Annotated in this window: 25 protein-coding genes; 9 read left to right on the top strand and 16 right to left on the bottom strand. The window is 62.0% G+C overall.

Annotated features, from left to right (window positions below):
* The first annotated feature begins 317 nt into the window (after nucleotides 1–317).
* Both RMP09_RS07060 and RMP09_RS07055 read left to right on the top strand, forming a co-directional pair.
* Nucleotides 318–1583, top strand: a complete 1266-nt coding sequence (locus RMP09_RS07060) for an Hsp70 family protein (protein WP_310565267.1) — start codon at nucleotides 318–320, stop codon at nucleotides 1581–1583.
* A gap of 932 nt (nucleotides 1584–2515) precedes the next feature.
* Complete coding sequence (locus RMP09_RS07055) at nucleotides 2516–2746, top strand: helix-turn-helix transcriptional regulator (protein ID WP_133156885.1); 231 nt, start codon at nucleotides 2516–2518, stop codon at nucleotides 2744–2746.
* Between the two features lie 276 nt (nucleotides 2747–3022).
* Here the strand turns inward: RMP09_RS07055 and RMP09_RS07050 are convergent, their stop codons facing one another.
* Nucleotides 3023–3322 (bottom strand): hypothetical protein, encoded by a 300-nt coding sequence (locus RMP09_RS07050; protein WP_133156886.1) that lies wholly within the window; start codon nucleotides 3320–3322, stop codon nucleotides 3023–3025.
* Nucleotides 3323–3568: 246 nt separating this feature from the next.
* On the opposite strand from RMP09_RS07050, the gene RMP09_RS07045 reads away from it, so the two are divergent.
* Entirely contained in the window at nucleotides 3569–4579 is a 1011-nt protein-coding gene (locus RMP09_RS07045) for an HTH-type transcriptional regulator ArgP (protein WP_133156887.1), read from the top strand.
* Here the strand turns inward: RMP09_RS07045 and RMP09_RS07040 are convergent.
* Together RMP09_RS07040 and RMP09_RS07035 are read right to left on the bottom strand one after the other, a co-directional pair.
* Nucleotides 4505–5767, bottom strand: coding sequence for a hypothetical protein (locus RMP09_RS07040; protein WP_226466636.1), 1263 nt, complete (start codon nucleotides 5765–5767; stop codon nucleotides 4505–4507). The genes RMP09_RS07045 and RMP09_RS07040 overlap by 75 nt on opposite strands.
* Entirely contained in the window at nucleotides 5767–6711 is a 945-nt protein-coding gene (locus tag RMP09_RS07035; protein WP_133156889.1) for a fatty acid desaturase family protein, read from the bottom strand. The genes RMP09_RS07040 and RMP09_RS07035 overlap by 1 nt, the downstream gene beginning before the upstream one ends.
* Nucleotides 6712–6977: 266 nt before the next feature.
* On the opposite strand from RMP09_RS07035, the gene RMP09_RS07030 reads away from it, so the two are divergent.
* From RMP09_RS07030 to RMP09_RS07020, 3 genes are all read left to right on the top strand, one after another.
* Nucleotides 6978–7391: an ACT domain-containing protein gene (locus RMP09_RS07030; protein WP_133156890.1), complete on the top strand. Its 414-nt coding sequence runs from the start codon at nucleotides 6978–6980 to the stop codon at nucleotides 7389–7391.
* A 200-nt stretch (nucleotides 7392–7591) separates the two neighbouring features.
* Nucleotides 7592–8029 carry a hypothetical protein gene (locus RMP09_RS07025; protein ID WP_133156891.1) on the top strand — a complete coding sequence of 146 codons (438 nt, stop codon included), beginning with the start codon at nucleotides 7592–7594 and terminating at the stop codon, nucleotides 8027–8029.
* Nucleotides 8030–8063: 34 nt separating this feature from the next.
* A complete protein-coding gene (locus RMP09_RS07020) occupies nucleotides 8064–8786 on the top strand; it encodes a helix-turn-helix transcriptional regulator (RefSeq protein WP_165961704.1) in 723 nt (240 codons plus the stop codon).
* A gap of 112 nt (nucleotides 8787–8898) precedes the next feature.
* Here RMP09_RS07020 and RMP09_RS07015 read toward each other — a convergent pair whose 3' ends face one another.
* From RMP09_RS07015 to RMP09_RS06975, 9 genes are all read right to left on the bottom strand, one after another.
* Nucleotides 8899–10038 carry a L,D-transpeptidase gene (locus tag RMP09_RS07015; protein WP_310565266.1) on the bottom strand — a complete coding sequence of 380 codons (1140 nt, stop codon included), beginning with the start codon at nucleotides 10036–10038 and terminating at the stop codon, nucleotides 8899–8901.
* A gap of 140 nt (nucleotides 10039–10178) precedes the next feature.
* The gene (locus RMP09_RS07010) at nucleotides 10179–11492 is read right to left on the bottom strand and encodes a M23 family metallopeptidase (RefSeq protein ID WP_207959154.1); all 1314 of its coding nucleotides are present in this window, start codon (nucleotides 11490–11492) and stop codon (nucleotides 10179–10181) included.
* A gap of 54 nt (nucleotides 11493–11546) precedes the next feature.
* Complete coding sequence (locus tag RMP09_RS07005) at nucleotides 11547–12185, bottom strand: SCO family protein (RefSeq protein WP_409559693.1); 639 nt, start codon at nucleotides 12183–12185, stop codon at nucleotides 11547–11549.
* 1 nt (nucleotide 12186) lies between these two features.
* Complete coding sequence (locus tag RMP09_RS07000) at nucleotides 12187–12879, bottom strand: DsbA family protein (RefSeq protein WP_133156895.1); 693 nt, start codon at nucleotides 12877–12879, stop codon at nucleotides 12187–12189.
* The gene (locus tag RMP09_RS06995) at nucleotides 12876–13292 is read right to left on the bottom strand and encodes a disulfide bond formation protein B (RefSeq protein WP_133156896.1); all 417 of its coding nucleotides are present in this window, start codon (nucleotides 13290–13292) and stop codon (nucleotides 12876–12878) included. Before RMP09_RS06995 ends, RMP09_RS07000 begins: the two co-directional genes overlap by 4 nt.
* Nucleotides 13289–13795: a signal peptidase II gene (lspA, locus tag RMP09_RS06990; protein WP_133156897.1), complete on the bottom strand. Its 507-nt coding sequence runs from the start codon at nucleotides 13793–13795 to the stop codon at nucleotides 13289–13291. The genes RMP09_RS06995 and lspA overlap by 4 nt, the downstream gene beginning before the upstream one ends.
* Nucleotides 13796–13900: 105 nt before the next feature.
* On the bottom strand, nucleotides 13901–14239 hold the full coding sequence (locus RMP09_RS06985) for a hypothetical protein (RefSeq protein WP_133156898.1): 339 nt from the start codon (nucleotides 14237–14239) through the stop codon (nucleotides 13901–13903).
* Between the two features lie 65 nt (nucleotides 14240–14304).
* Entirely contained in the window at nucleotides 14305–14730 is a 426-nt protein-coding gene (locus tag RMP09_RS06980; RefSeq protein ID WP_310565265.1) for a DUF3703 domain-containing protein, read from the bottom strand.
* A gap of 45 nt (nucleotides 14731–14775) precedes the next feature.
* Nucleotides 14776–17061, bottom strand: coding sequence for a heavy metal translocating P-type ATPase (locus tag RMP09_RS06975; protein ID WP_133156899.1), 2286 nt, complete (start codon nucleotides 17059–17061; stop codon nucleotides 14776–14778).
* Nucleotides 17062–17151: 90 nt separating this feature from the next.
* Between RMP09_RS06975 and RMP09_RS06970 the strand changes: the two genes are divergently transcribed.
* The 3 genes from RMP09_RS06970 (at nucleotide 17152) to RMP09_RS06960 (ending at nucleotide 18366) form a co-directional block, all read left to right on the top strand.
* The gene (locus tag RMP09_RS06970; RefSeq protein ID WP_133156900.1) at nucleotides 17152–17589 is read left to right on the top strand and encodes a Cd(II)/Pb(II)-responsive transcriptional regulator; all 438 of its coding nucleotides are present in this window, start codon (nucleotides 17152–17154) and stop codon (nucleotides 17587–17589) included.
* Nucleotides 17590–17595: 6 nt separating this feature from the next.
* On the top strand, nucleotides 17596–17913 hold the full coding sequence (locus RMP09_RS06965) for a YnfA family protein (protein WP_133156901.1): 318 nt from the start codon (nucleotides 17596–17598) through the stop codon (nucleotides 17911–17913).
* 168 nt (nucleotides 17914–18081) lie between these two features.
* Nucleotides 18082–18366 carry a CopK family periplasmic copper-binding protein gene (locus RMP09_RS06960; RefSeq protein ID WP_133156902.1) on the top strand — a complete coding sequence of 95 codons (285 nt, stop codon included), beginning with the start codon at nucleotides 18082–18084 and terminating at the stop codon, nucleotides 18364–18366.
* Nucleotides 18367–18413: 47 nt separating this feature from the next.
* Here the strand turns inward: RMP09_RS06960 and RMP09_RS06955 are convergent, their stop codons facing one another.
* The 4 genes from RMP09_RS06955 to RMP09_RS06940 are packed head-to-tail and all read right to left on the bottom strand — an operon-like array spanning nucleotide 18414 to nucleotide 23221.
* Nucleotides 18414–18938, bottom strand: coding sequence for a metal-dependent hydrolase (locus tag RMP09_RS06955; protein WP_226466630.1), 525 nt, complete (start codon nucleotides 18936–18938; stop codon nucleotides 18414–18416).
* Nucleotides 18939–18940: 2 nt separating this feature from the next.
* Nucleotides 18941–21307 (bottom strand): heavy metal translocating P-type ATPase, encoded by a 2367-nt coding sequence (locus tag RMP09_RS06950; RefSeq protein WP_133156904.1) that lies wholly within the window; start codon nucleotides 21305–21307, stop codon nucleotides 18941–18943.
* 4 nt (nucleotides 21308–21311) lie between these two features.
* Entirely contained in the window at nucleotides 21312–21560 is a 249-nt protein-coding gene (locus RMP09_RS06945; RefSeq protein ID WP_133156905.1) for a DUF2933 domain-containing protein, read from the bottom strand.
* A 20-nt stretch (nucleotides 21561–21580) separates the two neighbouring features.
* Nucleotides 21581–23221, bottom strand: a complete 1641-nt coding sequence (locus tag RMP09_RS06940; protein ID WP_133156906.1) for a multicopper oxidase family protein — start codon at nucleotides 23219–23221, stop codon at nucleotides 21581–21583.
* Between the last annotated feature and the right edge of the window lie 56 nt (nucleotides 23222–23277).

The raw sequence follows: 23277 nt of genomic DNA, 5'->3' as shown, positions 1-23277 counted from the left end.
CGTCCACATTCGTCCGCCTTGATCTCTCAGGTCCGATTAACGCAGGATGGTTATTCTGTATGCCGCCTTAAATTCTGCATCTAGAATATTTTTTTCCACCCCGGGTTTTCACTTATATTGAACATATTTATTGATACTGTCTCAGTATGACCCAAGAGCCTGACGTTTGTCGACAGTGTTCAGAGGTGTTCTCCGAGATGCATCAGCTCCAGTCGTCAAGCCATGATTGGCACGGTCCACTGCTGAGCATTTCGGGTACGTAGAGGGCCGCTCATCCAGCCATGTCTTCCTTTTTGCCCGAGCTAGGACCGAAGGCTATGGAAGAAAGACCTTCAAGCCACACCGCCACGCTCGGCATCGATTTCGGCACCTCCAGCTCCGCCGTCTCCTGGGCCGCCGAAGGCGGGCTGGCGCGCCTGATCCCGCTCGAAGGCGAAGCGCTGTCCTTGCCCACCGCGGTGTTCTACTACGCCGAGGACCGGCGCACGCACTTCGGCCGCGATGCGGTGGCGCAGTACCTGGCGGGCACCGAAGGCCGCCTGATGCGCTCGCTCAAGAGCCTGCTGGGCAGCCCGCTGCTGCGGGAGAAGACCGAGGTCAACCACCAGCAGATCAGCTACCAGGAGATCGTGGCCACCTTTCTCGCCGAGCTGCGCGAGCGCGCGGCGCAGGCGCTGGGCGCGGCGCCCACGCGCGTGGTGATGGGGCGGCCGGTGCATTTTGTGGACGACGACCCCGAGCGCGACGCGCTGGCGCAGCGCTCGCTGCTGGAGGCGGCGCAGGCCGTGGGCTTCGAGCAGGTGAGCTTCCAGCTGGAGCCGATCGCCGCCGCGCTGGACCACGAGCGCCGCCTCACGCGTGAGAGCCTGGTGCTGGTGGTGGACCTGGGCGGTGGCACCTCGGACTTCACCGTGGTGCGCCTGGGCCCCGAGCGCATGGCCCTGGCCGACCGCAGCAGCGACGTGCTGGCCACCAGCGGCGTGCACATCGGTGGCACCGACTTTGACCAGAAGCTGAGCCTGGAGCAGGTCATGCCGCTGCTGGGCTACCGCCACCTCGGGCCGCAGCAGCGCGAGGTGCCGAGCCGTGTCTTCTTTGACCTCGCCACCTGGCACCTGATCCACTGGCAGTACCTGCCGCGGGCGATCAGCCAGGCGCAGGCGCTGCGCGTGAACTACAGCGACCTGCGGCTGCACGCGCGGCTGATGGAGGTGCTCAGGCACCGCCACGGCCACCACATCGCGCACGAGGTGGAGCAGGCCAAGATCCGCTGTTCGCAGCACGACGCCGGCACGCAGATCGACTTGTCGATCGTCGAGCCCGGCTTGCAGGCGCCGCTGGAGACCGCCGATCTGCAGGGCCACCTGGCGGCCCTGCTGGCGCGCACCGTGGCCTGCGCGCGCGAATGTGTGCAGCGCGCCGGCATGTCCGACAGCGCGCTGGACGCGATCTACCTCACCGGCGGTTCGTCGGCCCTGCGGCCGTTCCAGCGCGCCCTGCAGGCCGAATTTCCCGGCGTGGCCGTGGTCGAGGGCGATCTGTTCGGCGGCGTGGCCTCCGGCCTGGCCTACAGCCGGGGCTGATTCACATTGCACAAACCGTTCTTGACTGAGACGCATCAGTGCAACTGACGAACCGTACCTCTAGTTTTGAAAAGTCCGGAATTCTGGGGTGACGTCACCGGTTTATACTTACTGTTAATCCGCAGGTCCCTGGTTCGAGTCCAGGTCGGGGAGCCAAGAAACATGAGAGTCAGCAGGTTAGCGCCTGCTGACTTTTTTGCTTTCTGGGCGGCTCGTGTCCGACACGTGTCCGAAATTTCCAGGGGGTTTGGTGTGTGTATCTTGAGTACAACACCATGATCAAACTCAGTGGGCTACACCTTTATGGCGCCAAGGCATGTGCAGGCATGACTTACCTGCCAGTGACTGCGCCTCTGCAAGCAATCACCTCCCACAGTGGCGACAACCAAAGCCAGGAGTCGCACTTGACCACACTACCAAAGTGCAGAGTCTTTCAGACTCCGAGTCGAGTCCTGCAGGCGCCGTCGGTACACCCAGCGGCCGACAAGTATCGCTAGCCCTGCGAACACAGCAGCTGCAAGCAACCACAAGGACGCCACATGCCATGAAATCGCTTCTTCCAGCAGTGCGAGCACGGTGAGCAATACGGCAACTACCCCACATGCCCAGGCGGCCACATGCCAACGCTGAAGCTTGGCCTTGTGTCCCTTCAGGAACAGCGTCCGCATGTGTAGTCTCGCGATATCTTGTTGAACATTTGCGATCAATTATGCAGAAGCCCTGTATGGTTTTCTCGTGCGGGTAACTCGTATCGAATGATCAAGGCGCTTGCAAAAAAGTATCTGACGCGCCTCGTGCTGCTCAGCCTGGCGCTTCTGCACCGCTCTCTGCGGTCAATGTACGAATGCAGCACGAAATTGATGTGAATCCAGCGAACCGAGAGGAACGTTCCGACGGCACAGTGGTGGTGTTGCTTCTACCAGAGGTGCGCCATGCAACAGCTTCAAACCAACCTGCAGCCTGATCATCGAGATCAGTCCTCACTTGTCTTTCTGCGCATGCGGTCGGTCATGAAGATCACGGGGCTTGGGCGGTCAACCATCTATAGGCTGATCGCAAGCAAACAGTTCCCCTGCCCGGTACGTCTGACCTCACATGCTGTCGCTTGGCGGAGTACCGACATCGAAGCGTGGAGCGAAACCCGCCCGGTAGCGGCTCACTGATTGCACCGCCGAGTGGGGTATGCCATGGGTCTGATCCACGATCCGAACACAACTCTGTGGAAGCCTGGTGACCTGGTCATCCACGATGCGGACGCCAAGCGCGTGGACATGCTCATGATCGTGCTGGGGGACGATGCCTCAGGTTTCTTTCGAACGCGATACGCATTCCCTTGGGCACAGCCCAGACCGTGGCGCAGGAAGATCTGGCGCAATACGGTTGAGTGGCTACACGATCCAGCGCGTTTTGGGATCACCGTCCCACGCCTGACGCAACCCTCAAGCGCTCATGTCCAGGACGGCTCCCAACATCACCAGACCGAGAACCATCCCACCCCATCGCCAGGTAGTGAATCGGTACCGGTGGTTCAGCCAGATGGCGCGACGAAGTCGGGCAATTGACAACACGAAAGCCGCCGCCATCAACACCGGGCCGACGACACCGAGCGACATGCGAGACAGATAAAGCAAAGAAACGCCGACCAGCGGCCATGCCACCGCGTCCAAAACAGCAAGACTTTTCCTGCCCGCCCATTGGGGAGCATCTTGCCTCGGTTCACGAGCCACCAGAAGCCACATGGAATACCTCCTTTTTTAGTCTCTTCAAGAATGCCACATCCCATCCATCGGTTCATTTCGCATGGCAACCATGTGTAATTTGTGTTTTACAGCCATCTGTCTCACCGCCTTGAATCGGCCAAAACCCGATACTGCTCGTAACTTATCGGAAGCGTTTGACACCTAAAAACCATCGACATATTTCCCGATTACCCCACTAAATGGTGAAGGTTGGCAACCGCGTCAGCCAGACATCGGGAGATACCCATGCTGGATCGTGATCAGTTGGAAACTTTTGCCGTTGTGATTGAGCAGCAGAGCTTTGAAAAAGCGGCGTCTGCATTGAGTATCACAAGGGGCGCCGTCTCTCAGCGAATCAAGGCGTTGGAAGAATCGCTGTCCACAGTCCTGGTGCTTCGAGACCGACCGGTATCACCCACGCCGGCAGGAGAAGTCCTGCTTCGATACGTGAAGGCGCTGAGAATCATGGAAGGGTCTGCCTTGCAGGAACTGGCGCCCCAGCCCAAACTCCATGCGCCCGTTCCGCTTTCCATTGCGGTGAATGCGGATTCATTGGCTACTTGGTTTCCAGAGGTCTTGAAGGAACTCCTGTTGAGCCAATTGGTTGCACTGGAAGTGATTGCAGACGATCAGGACCACACATCTCAGTTGCTGTCTCGCGGTGAAGTCATTGGGTGCATATCGACCAGTGCCAAAGCGGCCGATGGTTTCGTGGCCGAATGCCTCGGCGCCATGGAGTACCGCTGCTACGCAACGCCTGATTTCGCAGTAAGTGCATTTCCAGACGGATTGACTGTTCCATCAGTTCTGGCCACACCCGCCGTCCTTTTCAATCGAAAAGACTCCCTGCATGACGACTTCCTGAAAAGCCGTTTCGGATTTCCGATAGACCGGTACGCGAAACACTTTTTGCCGTCACCAGTTGCCCTGCTGGAAGGCGTGGCGATGGGTGCAGGCTATGGCCTGATACCGAGCACCCAGGCACAACCGGTGGTCGACAGCGGACGGCTCGTGGACTTGTGCCCAAACCACCGGGTCATGGTCGATCTGTACTGGCACCACTGGGAACTCGAACCGCCGTTGGCTCACGACGTCACTGCGCTGATCGTCAAGGTGGCTCAACGTGAACTGGTTTCGCGAGCAGTCGAAGAGCCAGTGCTGGTGGTCGCTGGGTCGGACGACTCAGCGAGAGGACCTCGTCATGCGAGTCCGGCGGTGGCCAGCAACAAAACCAAAGCCGACTGCAACACCCATTGATGCCGCAAGTCCAGCCACCAGCGAACTGGCGTCAGCCTGTGTAGACAGCAGGCCTAGCCAACTGGCCGCGTAGACACCGCCAGACGCGATGAGCCCCGCGACCATGGTTGCCCTGGCACGCTGAGGGGTCAGGTTGATGTCTGCCAGCAAGGCAAAAAAGCAGACGCCGACGCTGGCCAAGTAGACGATGTTGACCGACACCATGGTCTCCACGATGCCCTGATCGCGCGCGGCAAGCATGGCCCCAATAACGAGCGCCGAAGCTGAGGCAAGCCTTCGCCGCCCTATTCCTGGCAGAGTCGTGCTAATCGCTGAAGCCATCGCTCGCAAAATCGCCGCTCCGGAACCCAACGCAGCAAGTGACAGTGCGACCAACATGGCAGCCCCCAGACTCCCCGAAAGATGGCCGGCTGAGCGAGACAGCAACCACGGAATGACTTGCTTGCCATCTGGCATGTCCACCAGCACGCCGGTTGTCTGCATCGCCACCACAACAGCCGTTGGCAAGAATCCAATCAGGATCAGCGCCAACCCAGCCGTGGCGCATCCGACCACGGCGCATTGGGCTGTTCGACCAGACATCACGAATTGGTGGTAGTCGGCCCCAGTGACGACAAGGAGGCAAACGGCGAGGGACATGGTGCCCATTTGGGTCGGACTGAAGGTATCCAGGTCCTCCACGAACCTAGGCACTGCCTGCCAATAGAGTGCCAGTCCATCTGCAGCAACGAGGGTGTACACCAGAACCACCCCGCTCAACAGAAGGCAGCCGGCGAAAACACCCGAAGCAATGCGAAGGCTCATTTGCGCTGCGGCGTAGATCAGAACCAGCACGATGATCAGTCCATACGGATCGGGTGCTCCCAGCAAGCGAGCGACAGCCACACCGCCATGAATCTGCGCGGCGAGCACACCCGCCATCCATACAAGGGACAAAGCCGCCACCAAGCCACGCTGTTGCGAGCCGTAGGCACGCCCAAACAGGTCCCACACCGACAAACCAGACTGCCACAGAGGTTTTGCCACCACCGCGAGAGCCAGCATGCCCAACCCTGTGGCGAAGCCGTAGATGCTTCCGGCCATCCCGTGTGTCAGGGCCAGTTCTCCGGAGCCGAACAAGAAGCCGATGCCGTAGCTGGCCGACACCAATAGCGCCGCGATCTGGACGCTGCTCAGGACGCGATCCATCACGTCGCCGCCTTGCTCTGCCACTCGGTCGTCACCGCCGTTTGCGTGGTGAAGTAGGCACGACAGATGTGTGATCGATCCTCGAACAAAGGCAACTGACACAGCAGTGTGTGAGCTTCCGGAAGTCGGTAGTACGGAACTGCTGGCAACAGATGGTGGGTGAGGTGGTAGCCGTTGTTGCGCGGATGAATGATCCAGCGCCAGGGTCCGTGACAGACCATGTCACGGGTGAAGCCAAACACCCCTCCCGGTAGCAGTCCGAAGTGATCGCACATCTCGCGAAATGTGGTGATGCAATGAAACAGCGTTGCCCGCGAGATCAACCACAGCGATACAAAAGCCAAAGCAAAATCGCCGCCACCCAACAGGGCCAGCACACCGACGAGGCTCGCCCACCATCCCATGATGAAGGCTTTGCTCCTCAAGCTGACCTTCTGGTCGAACAGATGGCCGCCCAGTGACCCGAGCCAATTGGTCCACGAAAGCAGGCACTTTATGTAGCTGACCATCCACGAAGATGGCAGATGATCCTGACCCGGAATCAGGTCGGGATCGCCTTGCGTGCGGCCCAACTCCAGGTGGTGTTGGAAATGCGTCTCCCGGTATCGGGATAGGCTTGCGAACAGCAACGGCGCCACCAGCCCACGGGCTACAAAATCGTTCCGATCTTTGTCTCGAAAAATGTTTCGGTGACCCGCGTCGTGCAGGATGTTGCCCAGTGCCCGTTGCCGATTGGCGAGTACTAGCACGGACAAGGGAGCGAGCATCACATCGAGCCACACGACGGCGGCAACAGCTCCCACCATGAGCGTCCAGTCGAACGCAATATCGAGCAACACGCGTGCGGGACGCAGCTTGAACAACTCGCTGTATGGACTGCCCTGTTCCCTCAGCTGGCTGCGAAGATCGGCCATGTCCGCGAGGACTTCGGAAGTCGGTGCCATTTGGACACTCCTTCTCACTGTGCTTTGCCGTGTGGCGCCCGGCGGCAAAAGCAGTTGATGGCGGGAGTCTGTTCCGGGCTGCGCCAGACGGTAGCAGCAGATCCCGCTTGAACGTCGTGGTTTAGGAACTTTGGCCTCGTGTCAATTCAGCTAAACAGACCGCTTTCAGCGGTCCACCTGCGCACTTGTGCACGCGCCAGATGAACGCCTGCCGCCCATAATCAGCGCCGAAAGCCAACACCATTGCCCTGACAGGAGGACATCGGATGAGCGGAGAAAAAGACCAAGTTCGGCTGCAGCAGATGATGGCCCCTGACCTTAGGCCAGAGACCTACGTCTACTGCACCTTCCAGGACCATTGCCTTCCTGTTGACCTCTCCCCCATCTGTACGTTCAGAGAGTCAGAAGGACTGACGGCCATCGTGGAGCGCTCTCAAGCCGTTCAAGCCAAAGTACCCTACATCTTCGAGGCCAAACTCATCACGCTCACCGTGCACTCTTCGCTGGAGGCCATCGGCTTCCTGGCCATGATCTCCTCTGCATTGGCCAAAGCGGGCATCCCCTGCAACGCGGTCGCAGCCTTCCACCACGATCACCTGTTCATCCCGGTGAATCGGGCCGACGATGCGTTTTCGTTGCTGGAGGCTTTGAGCCAAAGCAGCGCGCCAGCAGTGATTTGAGGAACCGCGTGCATCGGGTCGTCGTCGTTTAGCGCGACTGACCTAGCTGCAGATTTGGTCGCCCTGACCGGATTTCCTTTGACATCGCACGACGCGTTTGTCTACCCTCCCCTCTATCCAATCAGTTGAGACTTGAAGAGTGGGTCACTCGGTGCCAGCACCGCGTGGCCTGTCGGTCAACCCGACCTGTAGGAGTGGGGATGAGCAACTTTCAGACTCCCGTGGTGATGCAGTCAGCACGCTCCGTGTTGACCCAATCCTCGGTCAAACGACGCATAGACCCTATCGACGCGCCTGCTCGCCCTTTGGGCTCAAAGCGTTCGGCGCTTGTCGTCAAACGCGCTGACTCGGCTGCGTTGTCTGCAGGTCACAAAACTGGACTTGCTGCGGCGGGCGACTCGTTGCTAGTCTCAGCCGATGGCGCTGTAACCTTCCTGCTGCGCGCCACCAACTTCGGTCTGCTGATGGAGCGCACCCAACGTCAAGGTGCGGGTACGCGGCTGGTACAGACGATGGTGTTTCGTGACGTGAAGAGCTTCGACTTGTGGTGCGCGGTTGAGCCACTGCGGTTTGGAGATGGCCTGCTGTTCAGCAAGCTGGTGCGCGAAGGCCATGCAGCATTTACTGCCAGGTGCTGAATCCAACAGGCACGCTGCGCACGGGTGCGACAGCATGGACGATGTGCGTGTTTTGCAGCTGCTGCCCCTGATCGCAGACGTCAGCTCTTCTGGGAAAGTGCTATCGCTCTTTCACGAGGTTGTTGCCGGTCTGGGTGCTGACGCGGGCGTCTTCCTGAGTTGCCTCCGGGATGATGCAACCCGAACCTCCTTTCGGTCGATGTGGGCGTGCGACCCGGCATGGGCGGCTGAATACGCGTCTCACCAATGGTTCGAATACGACCCCTGGTTGCGGTATGCATCGAGCAACGCGGAGCCCATCCGCGCCAGCGACTTGGCCTGCTCATCGAACGAAGAAATCGACTTCACCCGCACAGCGGCACAGCATGGTTTCACCTCTGCTCTGATTGCGCCTGCTCCCAGCCCGGTTGGCCTCTCCCGGGTGGGCGTCCTGTGCCTGGGATCAGCCGACCCCAGTAGGTTTGACGGCGAAAATTTCCCTAAGTTGCGTGTGCTGGCACGCGCGCTCGCCATGGAGTTGCATCACTGGATCGCGCAATCCATGCGCGAAGAGCTGCTTCAAGGGGTGCGCCTCACAGACGCCGACCTGCAACTCCTACGCCATGAGGCCGCCGGTCACAGCAGCAAGCTCATCGGCGCGGCCATGAATCTGGAAGCCAAAACCATCGACTGCCGGTTCCAGCGGCTCAATGCCAAGTTGGGGGCGCCTGATCGGCGCACTGCGGTGCGTATCGCGCGCCTCTATGGACTCCTGTAGTGCAGCGCATGTCCTTGGTCATCGCACTTCGCGCGTGGACCGACGTCCTTTGCAACAAAGTACGGCGCATACAGTGCCCTGAGCAGGGGTTGAATGATGCTTAAAGGGCAGCTCAGACGGCTCCATCGAAAAACAGGCGCCAGCGCCCTTGCTCCCGTGCCCAGTATTGGCGACGGTCGGCGCTGCGTGACGGCTTCGTGCTCACCACGGTGTAGTTGACGATGGTCACCTCGGCCCCTCGCTTCCAGCGAAAGACGGAAACCTGACGCCAATCGGCCTGCGGATCGAGTTCCCCGCTGGCGCCCAGGGGCTCGGCATCAAGGGACGCCTTGCGCAGCGGGTTGTCAACGCGCGCATTGAAGTCCGCCGTTTGCAGGGCCAACAAAGTGCGAGCATCGCCGCGGGCACGTGCCTCTTGCCACTTGGTGAGCAGAGTTTCGAAACTGCGCCGTTCGGCCGCCTGGTCGGCGGGTCGAACCCAGTTCACCTCGTTCGCAACGACAACAGGTGTGCGCCGGGTTTGCAGCACCTCCATGAGGTAAGCCATGTCGTCGTTGGCCAAGGCGACACAACCTTCTGTGGCGTAGGGGCTGCGGGCGTAAGAGACGCGAGGGACGCCATGCAACCAGATGCCGCTGCCCGTTCGGCCCATGCGACGGTCGTGCTCGTTCGGATAGTTCAGAGGCAGCGCGCCGATTCCGTACAGCTCTTCCACCTGCTGGTCGTCCAGCCTGCTGGTGATGTGGTAGATGCCCAACGGCGTGCGCAGATCACCTTCCACCTCTTTGTCAAAACCCGCCCGACCAATGGACGCATAGAAACTGCGAACCAGCTGCAGGCCGCTGGACTTCTGCTCGAACACGTAGACCCGTGAATGGCTGGCGTCTACGACGACCACATGCCGAACGTTGCGGGCGAGCTCCAGCACCTGCTCCGGCACGGTGCCGGGCGGTGGCATCTCTCTGAGCGAACCCAGGCGCCGGGTGGCCTCGGCGCGCAGTTTTTGCAGTTGCTCCCGAACGGCCGGAGGGCCATCCTTCACCGTGGCGAAGCTGGGCAGCGTTCCACTCTGGGCCATCAGAAGGTCCCCGTAGACGAGTTGTCCCAACTGGAAACCCGGCACGTCACGCACCAGCGCCGCGGCCAATGGCAGGGCATGCCGGTCCCCGGCCGCGATGGCGCGGTAGACCGCGATGAGGCGCGCTTCCGGCGACGAACTCAATGAGCCGGCCAGAACAGCGCCATCGTTCAAGCTGCTTCTGGTGGTCTGGCCGCTGGCCTGTCCGAATGGCAAAACCAGAGACGCACCTGCGAGCGCAGCTCGGGAGAGCAACTTTCGTCGGGTGGTGACCCGATCAGGTGGTACTGACATGGAGTCGTTCTGTCCAAAGGTCATTGCGCGTCGGCCAGGGCAACGGAAGCGGCCATGTCGAGCTGTTCCCGCATGGCCTTGGCCTCCTGCTTGAAGCCGGGCAACTGGGCAACCGCAACGGTCGAGACCGACGAATCGCTGGCGATCCGCGACGGGTTGGTCTGCACTCCCTTGACGAGGTATTCAAAGTGCAGATTCGGGCCCGTCGCCGTTCCGGTGGAGCCGACTGTGCCAATGGTCTGACCTTGCTGCACGCGTTGGCCCATCCGGACATCGATGCGGCCCAGATGCGCATAGGCGGTGGCGGCCTTATCGGGGTGTTGGATCACGACGTAATTGCCGTACCCACCCTTGCGACCCGCAAAGCTCACCACGCCGTCGGCCACGGTTCGAATCGGGGTTCCGGCCGGAGCGCCGTAGTCCGTTCCTTTGTGCGCTCTCTGACCCCCGAACACCGGGTGGATACGAGGCCCGTAGGAGCTGGTGACCCTGGAAAACGCCAGGGGTGAGGCCAGGTATGCACGACGCTGACTCGCCCCATCGAGGCTGACGAACTCGCCGGTCTGACCTGCCGCCTGGAACCACATGGCCTGGTGCGTGTCTTTGCCGTTCTGAATCTCGGCACCCAGCAACTGGCCTGTGAACAGGATTTCACCATCCAGCTCGAATACCTCATACACGAGGCTGACACGCGCACCGCGCTTCAAGTCGCGCTGGAAATCGATGTCCCCGGAAAAGGCCTCGACCGTCTGCGCGGCGACGGCATCCGGAATGCCGGCCTGGTCGGTGGCGGCATAGAACGAGGAGCGGATGGTGAGCGAACCGAACTGCTCTAGGCGCCGTGGCGTCGGCTGTTCAATCCGAGATTGGTAGCCACCTTCTTGTTGCTCCACCACCAGCCGGCTGATGCGCTGGCTGTTCGTGTCCACCCAGCGCACAGACAGGGTCTTCAGGCGCCCTGCCGACGCTCGGGTGACGGTGGCCAGCTTGCCGGACGCACCGGTCAACAGCATGCGCGATGTGGCGTCGTGCGCGAGAAAGGTCTGTGCCTCGCGGTCATCGACACCCAGCCTTTTGAGCAGGGCCTGAAGGGAGTCGTCGCGGCGGGTGAGCTGCGATTGATGGATCAGAAACTCGGGGTTCGATGTCGTCGGCTCAGACACCACCAGTGGCGCATTCATGGTCTCCATCACTTGCCGGACGGGCCACTGCGCCGCGTCGGGCAAAGCCGGGGAGACACCAAAAGCCACGACGCCTGTGCCCAGCATCAAGGTGCCCAAGACCGCCAGCACGGACCGCCGGTGGTGTTGGATCAGTACTGTCAAACGGAGCATGTTGGCTGGGTGCATGTCAGGTCACTCGATGGCTTGACCACGGCTTCAAACGCCTCAGGCCGCGGACAAAAGGATCTGGATGTCCGATGCGATCGTGGCGGCATCGGTTCCGTAGGCGGAAAACAGGCGGACCCGGGCTTCGGAGTCGAAGATGTACTTCCCTGCCGAGTGGTCCATGGTGTAGGAGGTCGGGGTCGAGCCCGAGACCTTCTTGTAGTAAATCTTGAAGCCCGCCGCGACGTCTTTGAGTTCGTCTGGCTCGGGCCGCAGCGCGATGAAGCTCGGGTCGAAGTTCGCCATGTACTCCTTGAGCAGCGCCTGCGTGTCCCGCTCGGGGTCCACCGTAATGAAAAGCACCTGCAGTCGATCACCCTGGGCACCCAGCAAGCGCTTGACCTCTGCCATGGTGGTCATCGAGGTGGGGCAGACGTCCGGACACTGTGTGAATCCGAAGAAAACGACCGTGATCTTGCCCTTGAAGTCCGCCAGCGTTCTCAAGTTGCCGAGGTGATCCTTGAGCCGGAAATCCTGGGCAAAGGTGGCGCCGGTCACATCGGTGCTTTTAAACGGCGTAACCTCGGGTGAGCAGGCCATCAGCGCAGGCATGCCGACTGCACTGGCCAGGGCGACCCGGACAAAGCGCCGACGGCCCATGGACGGGTGGCCAGGTGTGGATGAAAAACGCGGGTCCATATCACTTCCTGGCTTTAGCCACTTCTTCGGCCACGAGTGACAGCAGTTGCTGGTCACCGAAGGACGGCAGACCGCGACCATTGACAAAGAACGTGGGCGTCTTGGTCACTTCCAGTGCGGTCAGGTCTTCGATGTCTTGTTTCAGCACCGCTGCGATGTCCGAGCCTTGGGCGTCGGCCTGTGCTTTGGCAATGTCCAGACCGGCTTCCTGCGCCGCCCGGAACGCCAGCTCGATGTTGGGTTTACCGTGGTCCGCCCACTGCGGCTGGGTGGCCAGAATCATCTCCAGCACGGGTTGGTACTTGTTCTGGCGTTTGGCGGCTTCGAGCAGTTTGACCACCTGATCGGAGCCGGCATGGAACGGGGCATAGCGGATCACCAGGCGCACATCGTTCGGGTATTGCTTGAGGATGTCCTTGACGATGGGATAGAACGCCCGGCAGGTCTCGCACGCAGGGTCAAAGAATTCGACGATGGTGACCGGCGCATTGCTGGGACCAAAGACCGGTGAATGGAAGCGGACCAGCCGGTTGTCCGTCTGAATGGCGGGTTCGCTGCCGGACTGCTGGACCACCTGGCTGACCTTCTCGGCCTGCGAGTTCTGCACCCGCTTCTGGTAAGCGTTCATGCCGAGGAAGAAGAACACCAGGACGATGGCGACCAGGGCGGCAACAGTAATTTTTTTGGAGTTCATCGGGAGGACTTTCTGAGGTAAACGATGAGAAGGAATGCCAGCGCCATGAACGCGGCCAGCGACAGCCAGGGGATCTGGACGCCGTTGAGGATGTCGAGCTTTTGGTCCGCGCAGGACACACCGGCGCTGCAAGGCACCCAGGCCTTGGGAATCAGGCCGGCGACCAGCAGGGTGTGGTACCCGGCCATGGCCACCCCGCCCAGTGCCAGGGCGAGGCCGTAGACGGCGCCCCGACGGTCATCGGTGAAGCAGGCGATCCCGAGGATGATGGCGAGGGGGAACATAAAGATGCGCTGGTACCAGCACAGGACGCAGGGCGTCATGCCCATAACCTCGCCCAGAAACAGCGCGCCCGAGGTGGCGGCCGTGGCCACCAGCCAGGCCATCAGCAGCCAGGTCCAGGGGCGGTTCATGACGCGCCTTTCGAAGAGGCCACGGCAGGACGCAGGGACATCAGGATCCAGGCGCCCGCCGCCAGCACGATGAACACATCGGCCAGGTTGAAGGCCGGCCAATGCAGACCGCGCCAGTGCAGGTCAAGGAAGTCGGTAACCGCGCCGCTGGCGATGCGATCAATCAGGTTGCCGCTGCCGCCGGCCACCAGCAGCGCACCCGCCACGCGTTCGAGCGGCTCCACCTGGCGAGCCAGACAGACGAATGTGATGGGAACGACCACTGCGAAGCCGATGGCGATGAAAAACACCCGCTGCCAGCCGCCCGCTTCAGCCAAAAGGGAAAACGCGGCACCGGTGTTGAGCACATGGACCAGGTTGAACCAGGTCGTGACCTCGATGGCCGTGCCCAGCGCGATGGTGCTGGCGAACCAGGCTTTGCTTAGCTGATCCAGCGCCAGAAGAAGGACCACGGCCGTGAGCCAGGCCAGACGAGGACGGCCCCGCCAGGGAGATACAGACATGAAAAGACCCTGAAAGAACGGACATCACCAGCCGCAAGGGCTGGCACGCTTTACAGGGATCGGATAGGGGCGGCAATGGGCGCCGCCAAAGAAACCGAACCCTGGTCAGGCCAGGGTGGGCCACTGCGGCCGTTCGGGCCGCTCGACGAACAGGCCCTCGGTCCAGGAACGCGACTTCGCTTGCGTCCGGGTACGGGTGTCGCTCATGGAAAAGGGCACGCTGGCCAGCAGGGCCAGGGCGCCAGCGTGGCAGCTTCCGCAGTGCGGGTGCTGAGCATGGGACTCACCGGCGTGGTCGGCGGCGTCAACCTGCGACGAGACACCGGCCGCGCTGGCGTGCAGGGGCGCACAGGGTTCGTGCGCACAAGGCGCGCCCGTGGCTGCGCCGGCCCACTGCAGGGGCAGGCAGAACATCAGCAACAGGGCAAACAGGCAGGCACGCATCAAGGGTAGATTGTAGGGTGAAGACAGCAATAGAGATCGGTTGACCCGGACAGCCCGCAGGTTGTTCAGAGAGTCGGCGGTCGCTGATGTGCGCGAATGGTGGCCAGCAATTCCGGAGCGACCTGCATGGGCCGAAACGCCCCCACGTGCGAACGCCCGGTGTTGCCCAGAGGTAGCCGGCCCAGGAGGTGCCCAAGCGGCACCAGCAGCAGCCGCAACAGCTGAGCATTCACCTCGGTCAGGTTTCGCGTCCGCCAGGCCAGCGCGAGCATGAGCCCATGCGTTCGTGCATGCGACACCAGCCGCGTCTGCCCGAGCACATGCAGGGCTTCGAGCAGATGCCAGGCCTGGGCTGGGTCACTGCGGTCGATCCGGCGGTACGCCCGGTGCAGCCGCTCGAAGGTGCCCGGGTCGAACGCCACCGTCGCAGTGGGTTCAGTGGGCGTGGTGTTCATATTCGTGTCTGCGGTTCCCATGGCGACGTGGGCCATGGCGGTCGCCAAACGGATTGTCGAAAATGCCCATGTTGGTTCCTTTCAGCGGCGCAGCAAGCGCAGTCCATTGCCAACAACCAGCAGACTGGCACCCACATCAGCGAAAACGGCCATCCACATGGTGCCAAGCCCCATGAGGGTGAGCACAAGAAACACGGCTTTGATGCCCAACGCCAGCGTGATGTTCTGCACCAGCACCGTATGGGTGGTTTTGGACAGTCGGATAAAGGTGGCGATCTTTCGCAGATCGTCGTCCATCAAGGCAACGTCGGCTGTCTCGATGGCCGTGTCAGAGCCCATGGCGCCCATCGCGAACCCAATGTCTGAGCGGGCCAGCGCAGGAGCGTCGTTGATGCCGTCGCCGACCATGCCGACCACCCCTTCGCGGCCAAGACTTTCGATCACGCGCAGCTTGTCTTCGGGCAACTGGTTGCCATGCGCCTGGTCTATGCCCACTTGTCGGGCGATCGCCTCGGCGGTGTGCGCGTTGTCGCCGGTCAACATCACGGTCCGTACACCCAGGCGATGCAGTTGATCAATAGCGGCCCGACTGCTTTCCTTCACGGTATCGGCCACAGCGAACAGGGCCATCACCCGCTCCCTCTGTTCGTCGACCAGCATGACCACTGTCTTGCCTTGCCGTTCCATCGTATCGAGCCGATTTTCCAGGTCCGGGGTGCACAAGCCCAGTTCGTGGACCAGTCTGTGATTGCCCAAGCGGTAAACCGTGCCACCGATCACACCCTTCACACCGCGACCGGGCAAGGCTTCAAAGTTGTCCACAGCCTCTCGTTCGACACCCTGGGCATTCGCCGAAGCCGCCACGGCTTGGGAAACCGGGTGATCCGAGCGCCCCGCAAGGCTGGCAGCCAGTTGCAGACACCGCGCCTCGTCCAAGTCGTCAAGCCGCGCAAAATCGGTCTGTACTGGTTTGCCGTGGGTAATCGTGCCGGTCTTGTCCAGGGCCAGCCACCGCAGCTTGCGCCCTTCTTCCAGATACACCCCTCCCTTGATCAGCACACCTTGCCGGGCTGCGGCAGCCAGACCACTGACGATGGTCACAGGTGTCGAGATCACGAGGGCACAGGGGCAGGCGATGACAAGCAGCACCAGTGCCTTGTAGATCCAGTCCTGCCAGGCTCCGCCCATCAACAGCGGGGGCAGCACCGCCACGGCCAAGGCGATGGCAAACACCACGGGCGTGTAGATGCGGGCAAACTGGTCGACAAACCGCTGTGTGGGCGCCCGGGCGCCCTGCGCCTCTTCGACCGCGTGAATGATGCGCGCCAGCGTGCTGTTGCCTGCTGCGGCCGTGACGCGGTACTCGAACGAGCCGGATTCATTGATGGTGCCGGCAAACACAGCGTCGCCAACGGCCTTGTCAACAGGCAGGCTTTCGCCCGTGATGGGCGCCTGGTTGACCGTAGAACGTCCGCTGATGATGCTGCCATCCAGCGCGATGCGTTCACCCGGTCGCACCCGCACCAAACTGCCCACCGCCACAGACTGGGCCTCGACAGACTGCCAGCTTCCGTCGTTCTGCTGCACCGTCGCCTGCTCCGGCGTCAGACGCATCAGTCCTTCGATGGCGTTGCGGGCCCGGTCAAGGGACTTTGCCTCGATGAGCTCAGCGATCGTGAACAGCACCATCACCATGGCCGCCTCAGGCCATTGACCCAGCGCCAACGCACCTGTGACAGCGATACTCATCAGCGCATTGATGTTGAGATTGCCATTGCGAATGGCCACCCAGCCCTTCTTGTAAGTGGTTAGACCTGACCCCAATACGGCCACAAGGGCCAACGCAGCCACAAGGGTGTCAGGAAGTCCGACCCAGTCCGCAGCTTCTGAGGCGATGGCTGCGGCGCCCGCCAGCGCCAGCGGCCACCAGGGCTTTCGGGTTTGGCGGGCAGGAGTACGTGCGGCACCTGCTTCAACCAGCTCGGGCTGAAACCCCAGCGAGCGCACCGCTTCCAGTACCGGGTCCAGCGCGCCGGGTGCGTGCACCACAGTCAGAACCCGCTGCACAAGGTTGAAGTCCATTTGCCGAACCTCGGTCATCGGGTCGAGCTTTTTGCGGATCAGCGCTTCTTCGGTCGGACAGTCCATCTGCAGGATGCGGATGGCCGTGCGCACGCCGTCGGAGGTGAGCTGGGGAGCACGGAGTGCTTCGAGGGAGATTGGAGCGGGCGCACAGCAAGCAGCAGCCCCGTCCTGTTCCTGGGCGTGTTGATGATCACGAACTTGAGATGGCTCATGGCGATGCTCCGCGTTCCCGCACTTGCGAGTCGATGGGGTGTGGTCGGGTTCAGAAGAGGGGGCCGACATGGAAACTCCTACAGGATCAGAATAGGGGTATTGAAAACCCTGGAGCGACTCCAGAGTCAAGCCCTGAGTCCCACCCACCGGAGAAACCCCATGCGCATCAAGGAACTGGCCGAAGCCACAGGTGTGGACGTGGACACCATCCGCTACTACGAAAAACAAGGCCTCCTGCCGGAACCGGCCCGGCAGGACAACGGCTACCGCGACTACGCGAGCACCCATCTGGAACGTCTGGCCTTCATCCGCCACTGCCGCGCACTGGAGATGCCGCTGGCCGACATCCGCCGGCTGCTGGGCGCGCTGGACGCACCGGGCGAGCCGCACCCGGATGTGGACCGGCTGGTGCAGGAGCAGATCGACAAGGTACGAGCGCGGCTCAAGAGCATGCGCGCACTGGAAAAGCAGCTGTTGCTGCTCAAGGCCAGCTGCGGCCGTTGTGACGACGAAGGGTCAGACTGCGGCATCCTCAAGGAACTGGTGGCTGCAGCGCACGGCGAGGCCTGTGCGTGCCATGCTCATCTTGCGCATTGACCGGTCATGAAGACCTTTTTTCTCTACATCGCCACCGCATTGGCCGAGATCGTTGGCTGCTATCTGCCCTGGCTATGGCTTCGCCATGGCGGTTCCGCATGGTTGCTGCTGCCGGCAGCGGCCAGTCTCGCACTGTTCGCTTGGTTGTTGACTTTGCATGATGCGGCCTCGGGCCGCGTGTATGCGGCCTACGGCGGGGTGTACATCGGTGCAGCCATCGCGTGGTTGTGGGCAGTCGATGGTGTCCGACCTTCAGTGTGGGATGCGACCGGTGCGGCGGTGGCCTTGTTGGGTATGGGGATCATTGCGTTCCAGCCGCGCTGACCAGTTCAGCAGCCACATCAATCGCCAGGGGCGGCAGGTTCGCAGTCAAATAGCAGTCAAAACTGTCACCGGAAGGCAAGCCTGCGGTCACCCGCGCGTCACTACATTGGACCTGTACACGGTACCTCGTTGCATCACCCGATCAACGTGAAACTTTCAGGAGAAACCATGATTCGCAAATTCAACATCGTCGTCCTTTCGCTCGCCGCAACCCTCCCGGCTTTCGCCATGGATGCAGCTCAATCCGAGGCCAAGCAGACAGTCCCACTGGTCAATGGTGAGACCCTGTACGTCTTCAAGGACGGGAACATGGCCAAAGCCAACCAATTTGGACGCACTGCATATCTCGCCAAGGGAGAGGTCGTTCAATCGGTGGATGGTCAGAAGATCAGCACGGTGGGCAACGAAGTCGCTCGCCTTGATATCTTGGCGCGCAAGGGTCACCACAACTGATCGCGACTTCTGCGCAGAAACAGCCACCCTGTCTTGGGGTGGCTTTTCTATTTGCGACGGAACATCACTGTGGCAACAGCCAACATGACCAGATAGTTGACCACCATGAACCAAGGTGTGTTCCAGGCGATTCCATCGAACCCCCAATAGGTCACCGGATAAAGAACCGGTGATGGGTAGAAATCAGCCGAGTGGGTGAAGACATCGATCAGGATGTGAGTCCACCAGCCCAGCAAAGGTAGCCAGAGGCGCCTCAGCCACACCCAGCAGGCAGCAGTGACCACACCGGCCACCAAGGCGCTGTGCATCACACAATGCAGGTGATGGGTCAGCTCCGAGAGGACGGGAGACATCGGGGGTTCGTAGCCCGGCAGGGCAATGGCATAGGCCTGCAGGACGGACCAACCATCGGAAGTGACCAGTGCCAGGTATCCCAGAGGCAGCAACTGGATCAGGTCAGGCACCACCGCCATACCGACCGCCAGGGCGGCGGTGCGACGGTCCAGGCGCCGATTTCGATGCATCCACACAGCACCAAGGCCTACCCACACCCCGTGCGCAACAATGTCCATGGTCAGACCTCTCTATAGGGTGTTCCTCGTTGGAGCCGAGCCGACCTGAGGCGAAGCGCATTGCCTATCACCGACACCGAGCTCAGGCTCATGGCCAGCGCAGCAATCAAGGGCGACAGCAGCCAACCCGTCAACGGGTACAGCACACCGGCGGCCACCGGGATGCCCAGGGCGTTGTACAAAAAGGCAAACACCAGGTTCTGCTTCATGTTGCCGACGGTCGCTTCTGACAGCGCCCGCGCGATTGCAATCCCGCGCAGATCGCCCTTGACCAGCGTCACCTGCGCGCTGTTCATCGCCACGTCGGTCCCGGTCCCCATGGCCACGCCCACATCGGCCTTGGCCAGTGCGGGCGCATCGTTGATGCCGTCACCGGCCATGGCCACCACGCGGCCTTCCTTTTGCAAGCGCTCGACCAACAGCAGCTTGTCGGCCGGTTTGACCTCGCCATGCACCTCGTCGATGCCCAGGCGGGCGGCCACAGCCTGGGCCGTGGTCAGGCCGTCACCGGTCGCCATCACGATACGCAGCCCCGATGCCTTGAGGGTCGCCAAGGCCTCCGGCGTGCTGGCCTTGACCGGATCGGACACCGCCAGCAGGCCCATCAACTGGCCATCCATCGCCAGGTACATCACACTGGCACCTTCTGCACGCAAGGCCTCTGCCTGCGGCACCAGCGCCGAGACCGAGACACCGATCTGCTCCATCAGCGCGGTGTTGCCCAGCGCCAACTGGTGCCCAGCCACCTGGCCACGCACGCCGATACCTGAACCGGATTCGAAGTTCTCGGGCTTGTCCAGCGCCATGCCACGTTCGCGCGCGGCGCGCACGATGGTTTCGGCCAGCGGGTGTTCGCTGCCCTGGTCCAGGCTGGCGGCCAGGCGCAGCACCTCGTCGGCATCAAAACCGGGCGCGGGAATGGCGCGCTCGAAACTCGGACGGCCCTCGGTCAATGTGCCGGTTTTGTCGATGATGAGGGTGTCGATCTTGCGCATGTTCTCGATCGCCGCGGCGTCCCGGAATAACACGCCGTGCGTGGCGCCCCGACCGGTCGCGACCATGATGGACATGGGTGTGGCCAGACCCAGGGCGCAGGGACAGGCAATGATCAGCACCGACACCGCGTTGATCAGGCCGAACACCCAGCGCGGCTCGGGGCCGAACAGGCCCCAACCGAAGAAAGTCAGCAAAGCAATGCCCACCACCGTGACGACGAAGTAGCCCGCCACCACATCGGCCATGCGCTGCATCGGCGCCCGGGAACGCTGTGCCTGAGCCACCATCTGCACGATCTGCGACAACATGGTGGCCGCGCCCACACGCTCACTGCGCATCACAAGCGCGCCGCTGGTATTGAGCGTGGCACCAACCACCTTGTCGCCCACCTGTTTTGCCACTGGCATCGGCTCGCCCGTGAGCATGGATTCATCGACCGAACTGCCGCCTTCCGTCACCTCGCCGTCCACCGGGACCTTTTCGCCGGGCCGCACGCGCAGCACGTCACCTACGTGCACATGGGTCAGCGGCACGTCCTCTTCGGTGCCGTCGGCGCGGATGCGGCGGGCCGTCTTGGGCGCCAACCCCAACAGCGACTTGATGGCCGCCGAGGTCTGCGACCGGGCCTTGAGTTCGAGCACCTGGCCCAACAGCGTGAGCGAAATGATCACGGCGGCAGCCTCGAAGTACACGGCGACGCGGCCCATGGAGATGAACGAGTCCGGGAACACCTGTGGCGTGACCGTCGCGACCACGCTGTAGGCAAATGCGGCTCCCGTGCCCAGCCCGATCAAGGTCCACATGTTGGGACTGTGGTTCATCACCGATTGCCAGCCACGCGAGAAGAACGGCCAGCCGGCCCACAGCACAATGGGAATGGACAAGACCAGCTCGACCCAGCTCTGCACGGACATGTCCATCCACTGGAGGCGGTGGCCAAACATGGCGAGCACAAAGACCCCGGCGGTCAGCGGCAGCGTCCACCAGAAGCGGCGCTGGAAATCGCGCAATTCGGGGTTGTTGTCGTTATCAAGTTCCGGCAGCAAGGGCTCCAGCGTCATGCCGCACTTGGGGCAATTGCCCGGATGGTCCTGGCGAATCTCCGGGTGCATCGGGCAGGTGTAGACCGTGTCGGCGGCCGCTGGCGCTGAAACTGCAGTCGCCGTGGACACAAGGTACTGCAGCGGGTTGGCTGCGAACTTCCCCTGGCACTTGGCACTGCAGAAGTAGTAGGGCCGCCCCTCGCGCTTCAGCGTGTGCGCCGACTGCGCCGTGACCTTCATGCCGCACACCGGGTCCTTGAGATCGGTGGGCGAGTCGGGCACGGTCGGCGGGGTGCCGCTTCTGTGGTGTTGGTGTGTGGTGATATTCATGGGCCTATTGCTTGTCGTCCTGGGTGCGACCGGGTGGATGCGGGTGCCGACCATGTCCTCCATGACCGTGTCCATGCATCAGGTGCATCAGCGGACAGGCCAGCAACAGCAGGTAGGGCCAGTAGCCCAGGACATGGCCCCAGTGCTCGCGCAGCATGTAAAACCCTGCGATCAATGCAGCCGTCGCCAGCGCCATGCCGGCTGGGCGCCGCCAGAAGGAATGCACATGGGGTTCGTTGTCATCGTGGTTCATGGTGTCTGGTGCTCCGTTGGCTAGGCTTTGACCGCGTACCGCATCATCATTCCCGCCTCGGCGTGTTCAAGCGTGTGACAGTGAAAGACGTAGTCCTGATCGCCTTGGTGCGGATGCGAAAAGTCGATGGCGATCCGCACGGATTCACCCGGCCACACCTGCAGGGTGTCGACCACGCCCTGGTCCTGAGGCAGCAGGCCGCGTGCACCGGCCAGGGAGCGAACCGGCGCTGGACTGCCCAGACGTTCGAGCACCCGGAACGAGAAACCGTGCAGGTGCATGGGGTGCGGCATGCTGCGTTCGGCGTTCTCGATCCGCCAGGTTTCACGCGCGCCCCGCTGGACAGTCAATGGGACAGCGGTATGGTCGTACACCCCACCGTTGATCGTCCAGTGGCCCTTGCCATCGTGGCCCAGTTGAATGCGCCGCGCCGCGCCCGCCGGTTCAACCGGAGCGGAGAGGCTAGACAGGCGCGCAGGCAGACGGCGGTCGTATGGTGTGCTGGACGGCGCCAGGTCGATACGCATCAGCGCCCGTGCATCGCCTTCCATGGCCATCGCTGCGAGCGCGGCTGCGCCCTGTGTCGCACCATGCTGGCTGTGGTCCATCGTGGCCATGTCGTGTCCCCCCTCCTGGTGCATCGGGTCGAAGGGCAAGGACGCCAGGGTCACCGGGCGGGTGGGGTTGGCTTCTCGAAAATCCACCAGCACATCAAGCCGCTGGCCCGGGGAAAGGAAGGTCTGATCGATGCGCAAGGGCTGCGCAAGCAGGCCGCCATCCGTGCCCGCCAGGTAGAAGCCGAGCGCTTTGCCGTCCTGCAGGAACGCGAGCCGGTAGCTGCGCGCGTTGCTGCCGTTGAGGATGCGAAAACGAACGATGCGACGCCCGGCCTTCAGGCGTGGGCGTTCGGTCAGGTTGACCATCAGCCGGTTGCCCACCCAGCCACCGAAGGACTGGGCGGCGCTGGGCGCGTACTGGAGGCGCCCTTGTGCGTCGAACTCCTTGTCCTGCAGCACCAGCGGGATTTCGGATTCACCCAACGCCAGCGCCAGCTCCTTGCGCAGGGCGGCTTCGTCGTCGTCCTCGACGAACAGCAGGCTGGCCAGGCCGTGATAGGCCTGCTGAGGGATGTATCCGTGGGCGTGGGGGTGGTACCAGTACATCGACGACCGGTCCTGCAAGGCGAACGCGTAGTCCATGCTCTGACCCGGCGCCACGACGTTGAGGCCATTGCCGTCGTTGCGAGAATCGACACTCAGGCCATGCCAGTGAATGACCGTCGGTTGATCAATGTGATTGATCAGCTTCACCCGCATCTCGTCGCCACGGCGGGCCAGAAGCGCCGGGTTGAGGAACTTCTTGCCACGCGATTCCACGGCGTAGGCTAGGATAGGTGTGCGCTGACCCGGCAGCACCTCGATCTCGCTGCGGACCACATGGACTTCCTTGAAGTCTGTTGCGGGTAGAACACCAAAAAGACCGCTGCTTCCCGGAAGTCGCAAGGGGTTGGAGAAGCCCGCCGCCTGTGTTTCAAGGCGAAGGATCTCGTCGGAAGACAGGCCTGACTGGGCAACTGTGGCCGCCCAGATGCCTGGGCAGGCTGTCGCGGCACCCAGAGCACCCGCGCCGCTCAGAAACTGCCGCCGGGAATACATCGACATCACACAATCTCCTGAACTGGATATGAAAACTGGTACAGCGTCAGAACGTCGCCGTG

Source organism: Hydrogenophaga sp., assembly GCF_031426985.1.
Taxonomy (GTDB): domain Bacteria; phylum Pseudomonadota; class Gammaproteobacteria; order Burkholderiales; family Burkholderiaceae_C; genus Hydrogenophaga.
Note: the sequence above shows the minus strand (reverse complement) of the source record. Positions and strands in the feature narration are given on the sequence as shown.

Coding starts and splice junctions, on each gene's coding strand:
- RMP09_RS06950 (WP_133156904.1), bottom strand. CDS start 21,307: ATGAATATCACCACACACCAACACCACAGAAGCGGCACCCCGCCGACC.
- RMP09_RS07000 (WP_133156895.1), bottom strand. CDS start 12,879: ATGAACTCCAAAAAAATTACTGTTGCCGCCCTGGTCGCCATCGTCCTG.
- RMP09_RS06945 (WP_133156905.1), bottom strand. CDS start 21,560: ATGAACCACGATGACAACGAACCCCATGTGCATTCCTTCTGGCGGCGC.
- RMP09_RS06980 (WP_310565265.1), bottom strand. CDS start 14,730: ATGGCCCACGTCGCCATGGGAACCGCAGACACGAATATGAACACCACG.
- RMP09_RS07010 (WP_207959154.1), bottom strand. CDS start 11,492: ATGCTCCGTTTGACAGTACTGATCCAACACCACCGGCGGTCCGTGCTG.
- RMP09_RS06975 (WP_133156899.1), bottom strand. CDS start 17,061: ATGTCGGCCCCCTCTTCTGAACCCGACCACACCCCATCGACTCGCAAG.
- RMP09_RS07045 (WP_133156887.1), top strand. CDS start 3,569: ATGCTGGATCGTGATCAGTTGGAAACTTTTGCCGTTGTGATTGAGCAG.
- RMP09_RS07005 (WP_409559693.1), bottom strand. CDS start 12,185: ATGGACCCGCGTTTTTCATCCACACCTGGCCACCCGTCCATGGGCCGT.
- RMP09_RS07035 (WP_133156889.1), bottom strand. CDS start 6,711: ATGGCACCGACTTCCGAAGTCCTCGCGGACATGGCCGATCTTCGCAGC.
- RMP09_RS07020 (WP_165961704.1), top strand. CDS start 8,064: ATGGACGATGTGCGTGTTTTGCAGCTGCTGCCCCTGATCGCAGACGTC.
- RMP09_RS06985 (WP_133156898.1), bottom strand. CDS start 14,239: ATGCGTGCCTGCCTGTTTGCCCTGTTGCTGATGTTCTGCCTGCCCCTG.
- RMP09_RS06965 (WP_133156901.1), top strand. CDS start 17,596: ATGAAGACCTTTTTTCTCTACATCGCCACCGCATTGGCCGAGATCGTT.
- RMP09_RS07040 (WP_226466636.1), bottom strand. CDS start 5,767: ATGGATCGCGTCCTGAGCAGCGTCCAGATCGCGGCGCTATTGGTGTCG.
- RMP09_RS06940 (WP_133156906.1), bottom strand. CDS start 23,221: ATGTCGATGTATTCCCGGCGGCAGTTTCTGAGCGGCGCGGGTGCTCTG.
- RMP09_RS07060 (WP_310565267.1), top strand. CDS start 318: ATGGAAGAAAGACCTTCAAGCCACACCGCCACGCTCGGCATCGATTTC.
- RMP09_RS06955 (WP_226466630.1), bottom strand. CDS start 18,938: ATGGACATTGTTGCGCACGGGGTGTGGGTAGGCCTTGGTGCTGTGTGG.
- RMP09_RS06960 (WP_133156902.1), top strand. CDS start 18,082: ATGATTCGCAAATTCAACATCGTCGTCCTTTCGCTCGCCGCAACCCTC.
- RMP09_RS06995 (WP_133156896.1), bottom strand. CDS start 13,292: ATGAACCGCCCCTGGACCTGGCTGCTGATGGCCTGGCTGGTGGCCACG.
- RMP09_RS07030 (WP_133156890.1), top strand. CDS start 6,978: ATGAGCGGAGAAAAAGACCAAGTTCGGCTGCAGCAGATGATGGCCCCT.
- RMP09_RS06970 (WP_133156900.1), top strand. CDS start 17,152: ATGCGCATCAAGGAACTGGCCGAAGCCACAGGTGTGGACGTGGACACC.
- RMP09_RS07055 (WP_133156885.1), top strand. CDS start 2,516: ATGCAACAGCTTCAAACCAACCTGCAGCCTGATCATCGAGATCAGTCC.
- RMP09_RS07025 (WP_133156891.1), top strand. CDS start 7,592: ATGAGCAACTTTCAGACTCCCGTGGTGATGCAGTCAGCACGCTCCGTG.
- RMP09_RS07050 (WP_133156886.1), bottom strand. CDS start 3,322: ATGTGGCTTCTGGTGGCTCGTGAACCGAGGCAAGATGCTCCCCAATGG.
- lspA (WP_133156897.1), bottom strand. CDS start 13,795: ATGTCTGTATCTCCCTGGCGGGGCCGTCCTCGTCTGGCCTGGCTCACG.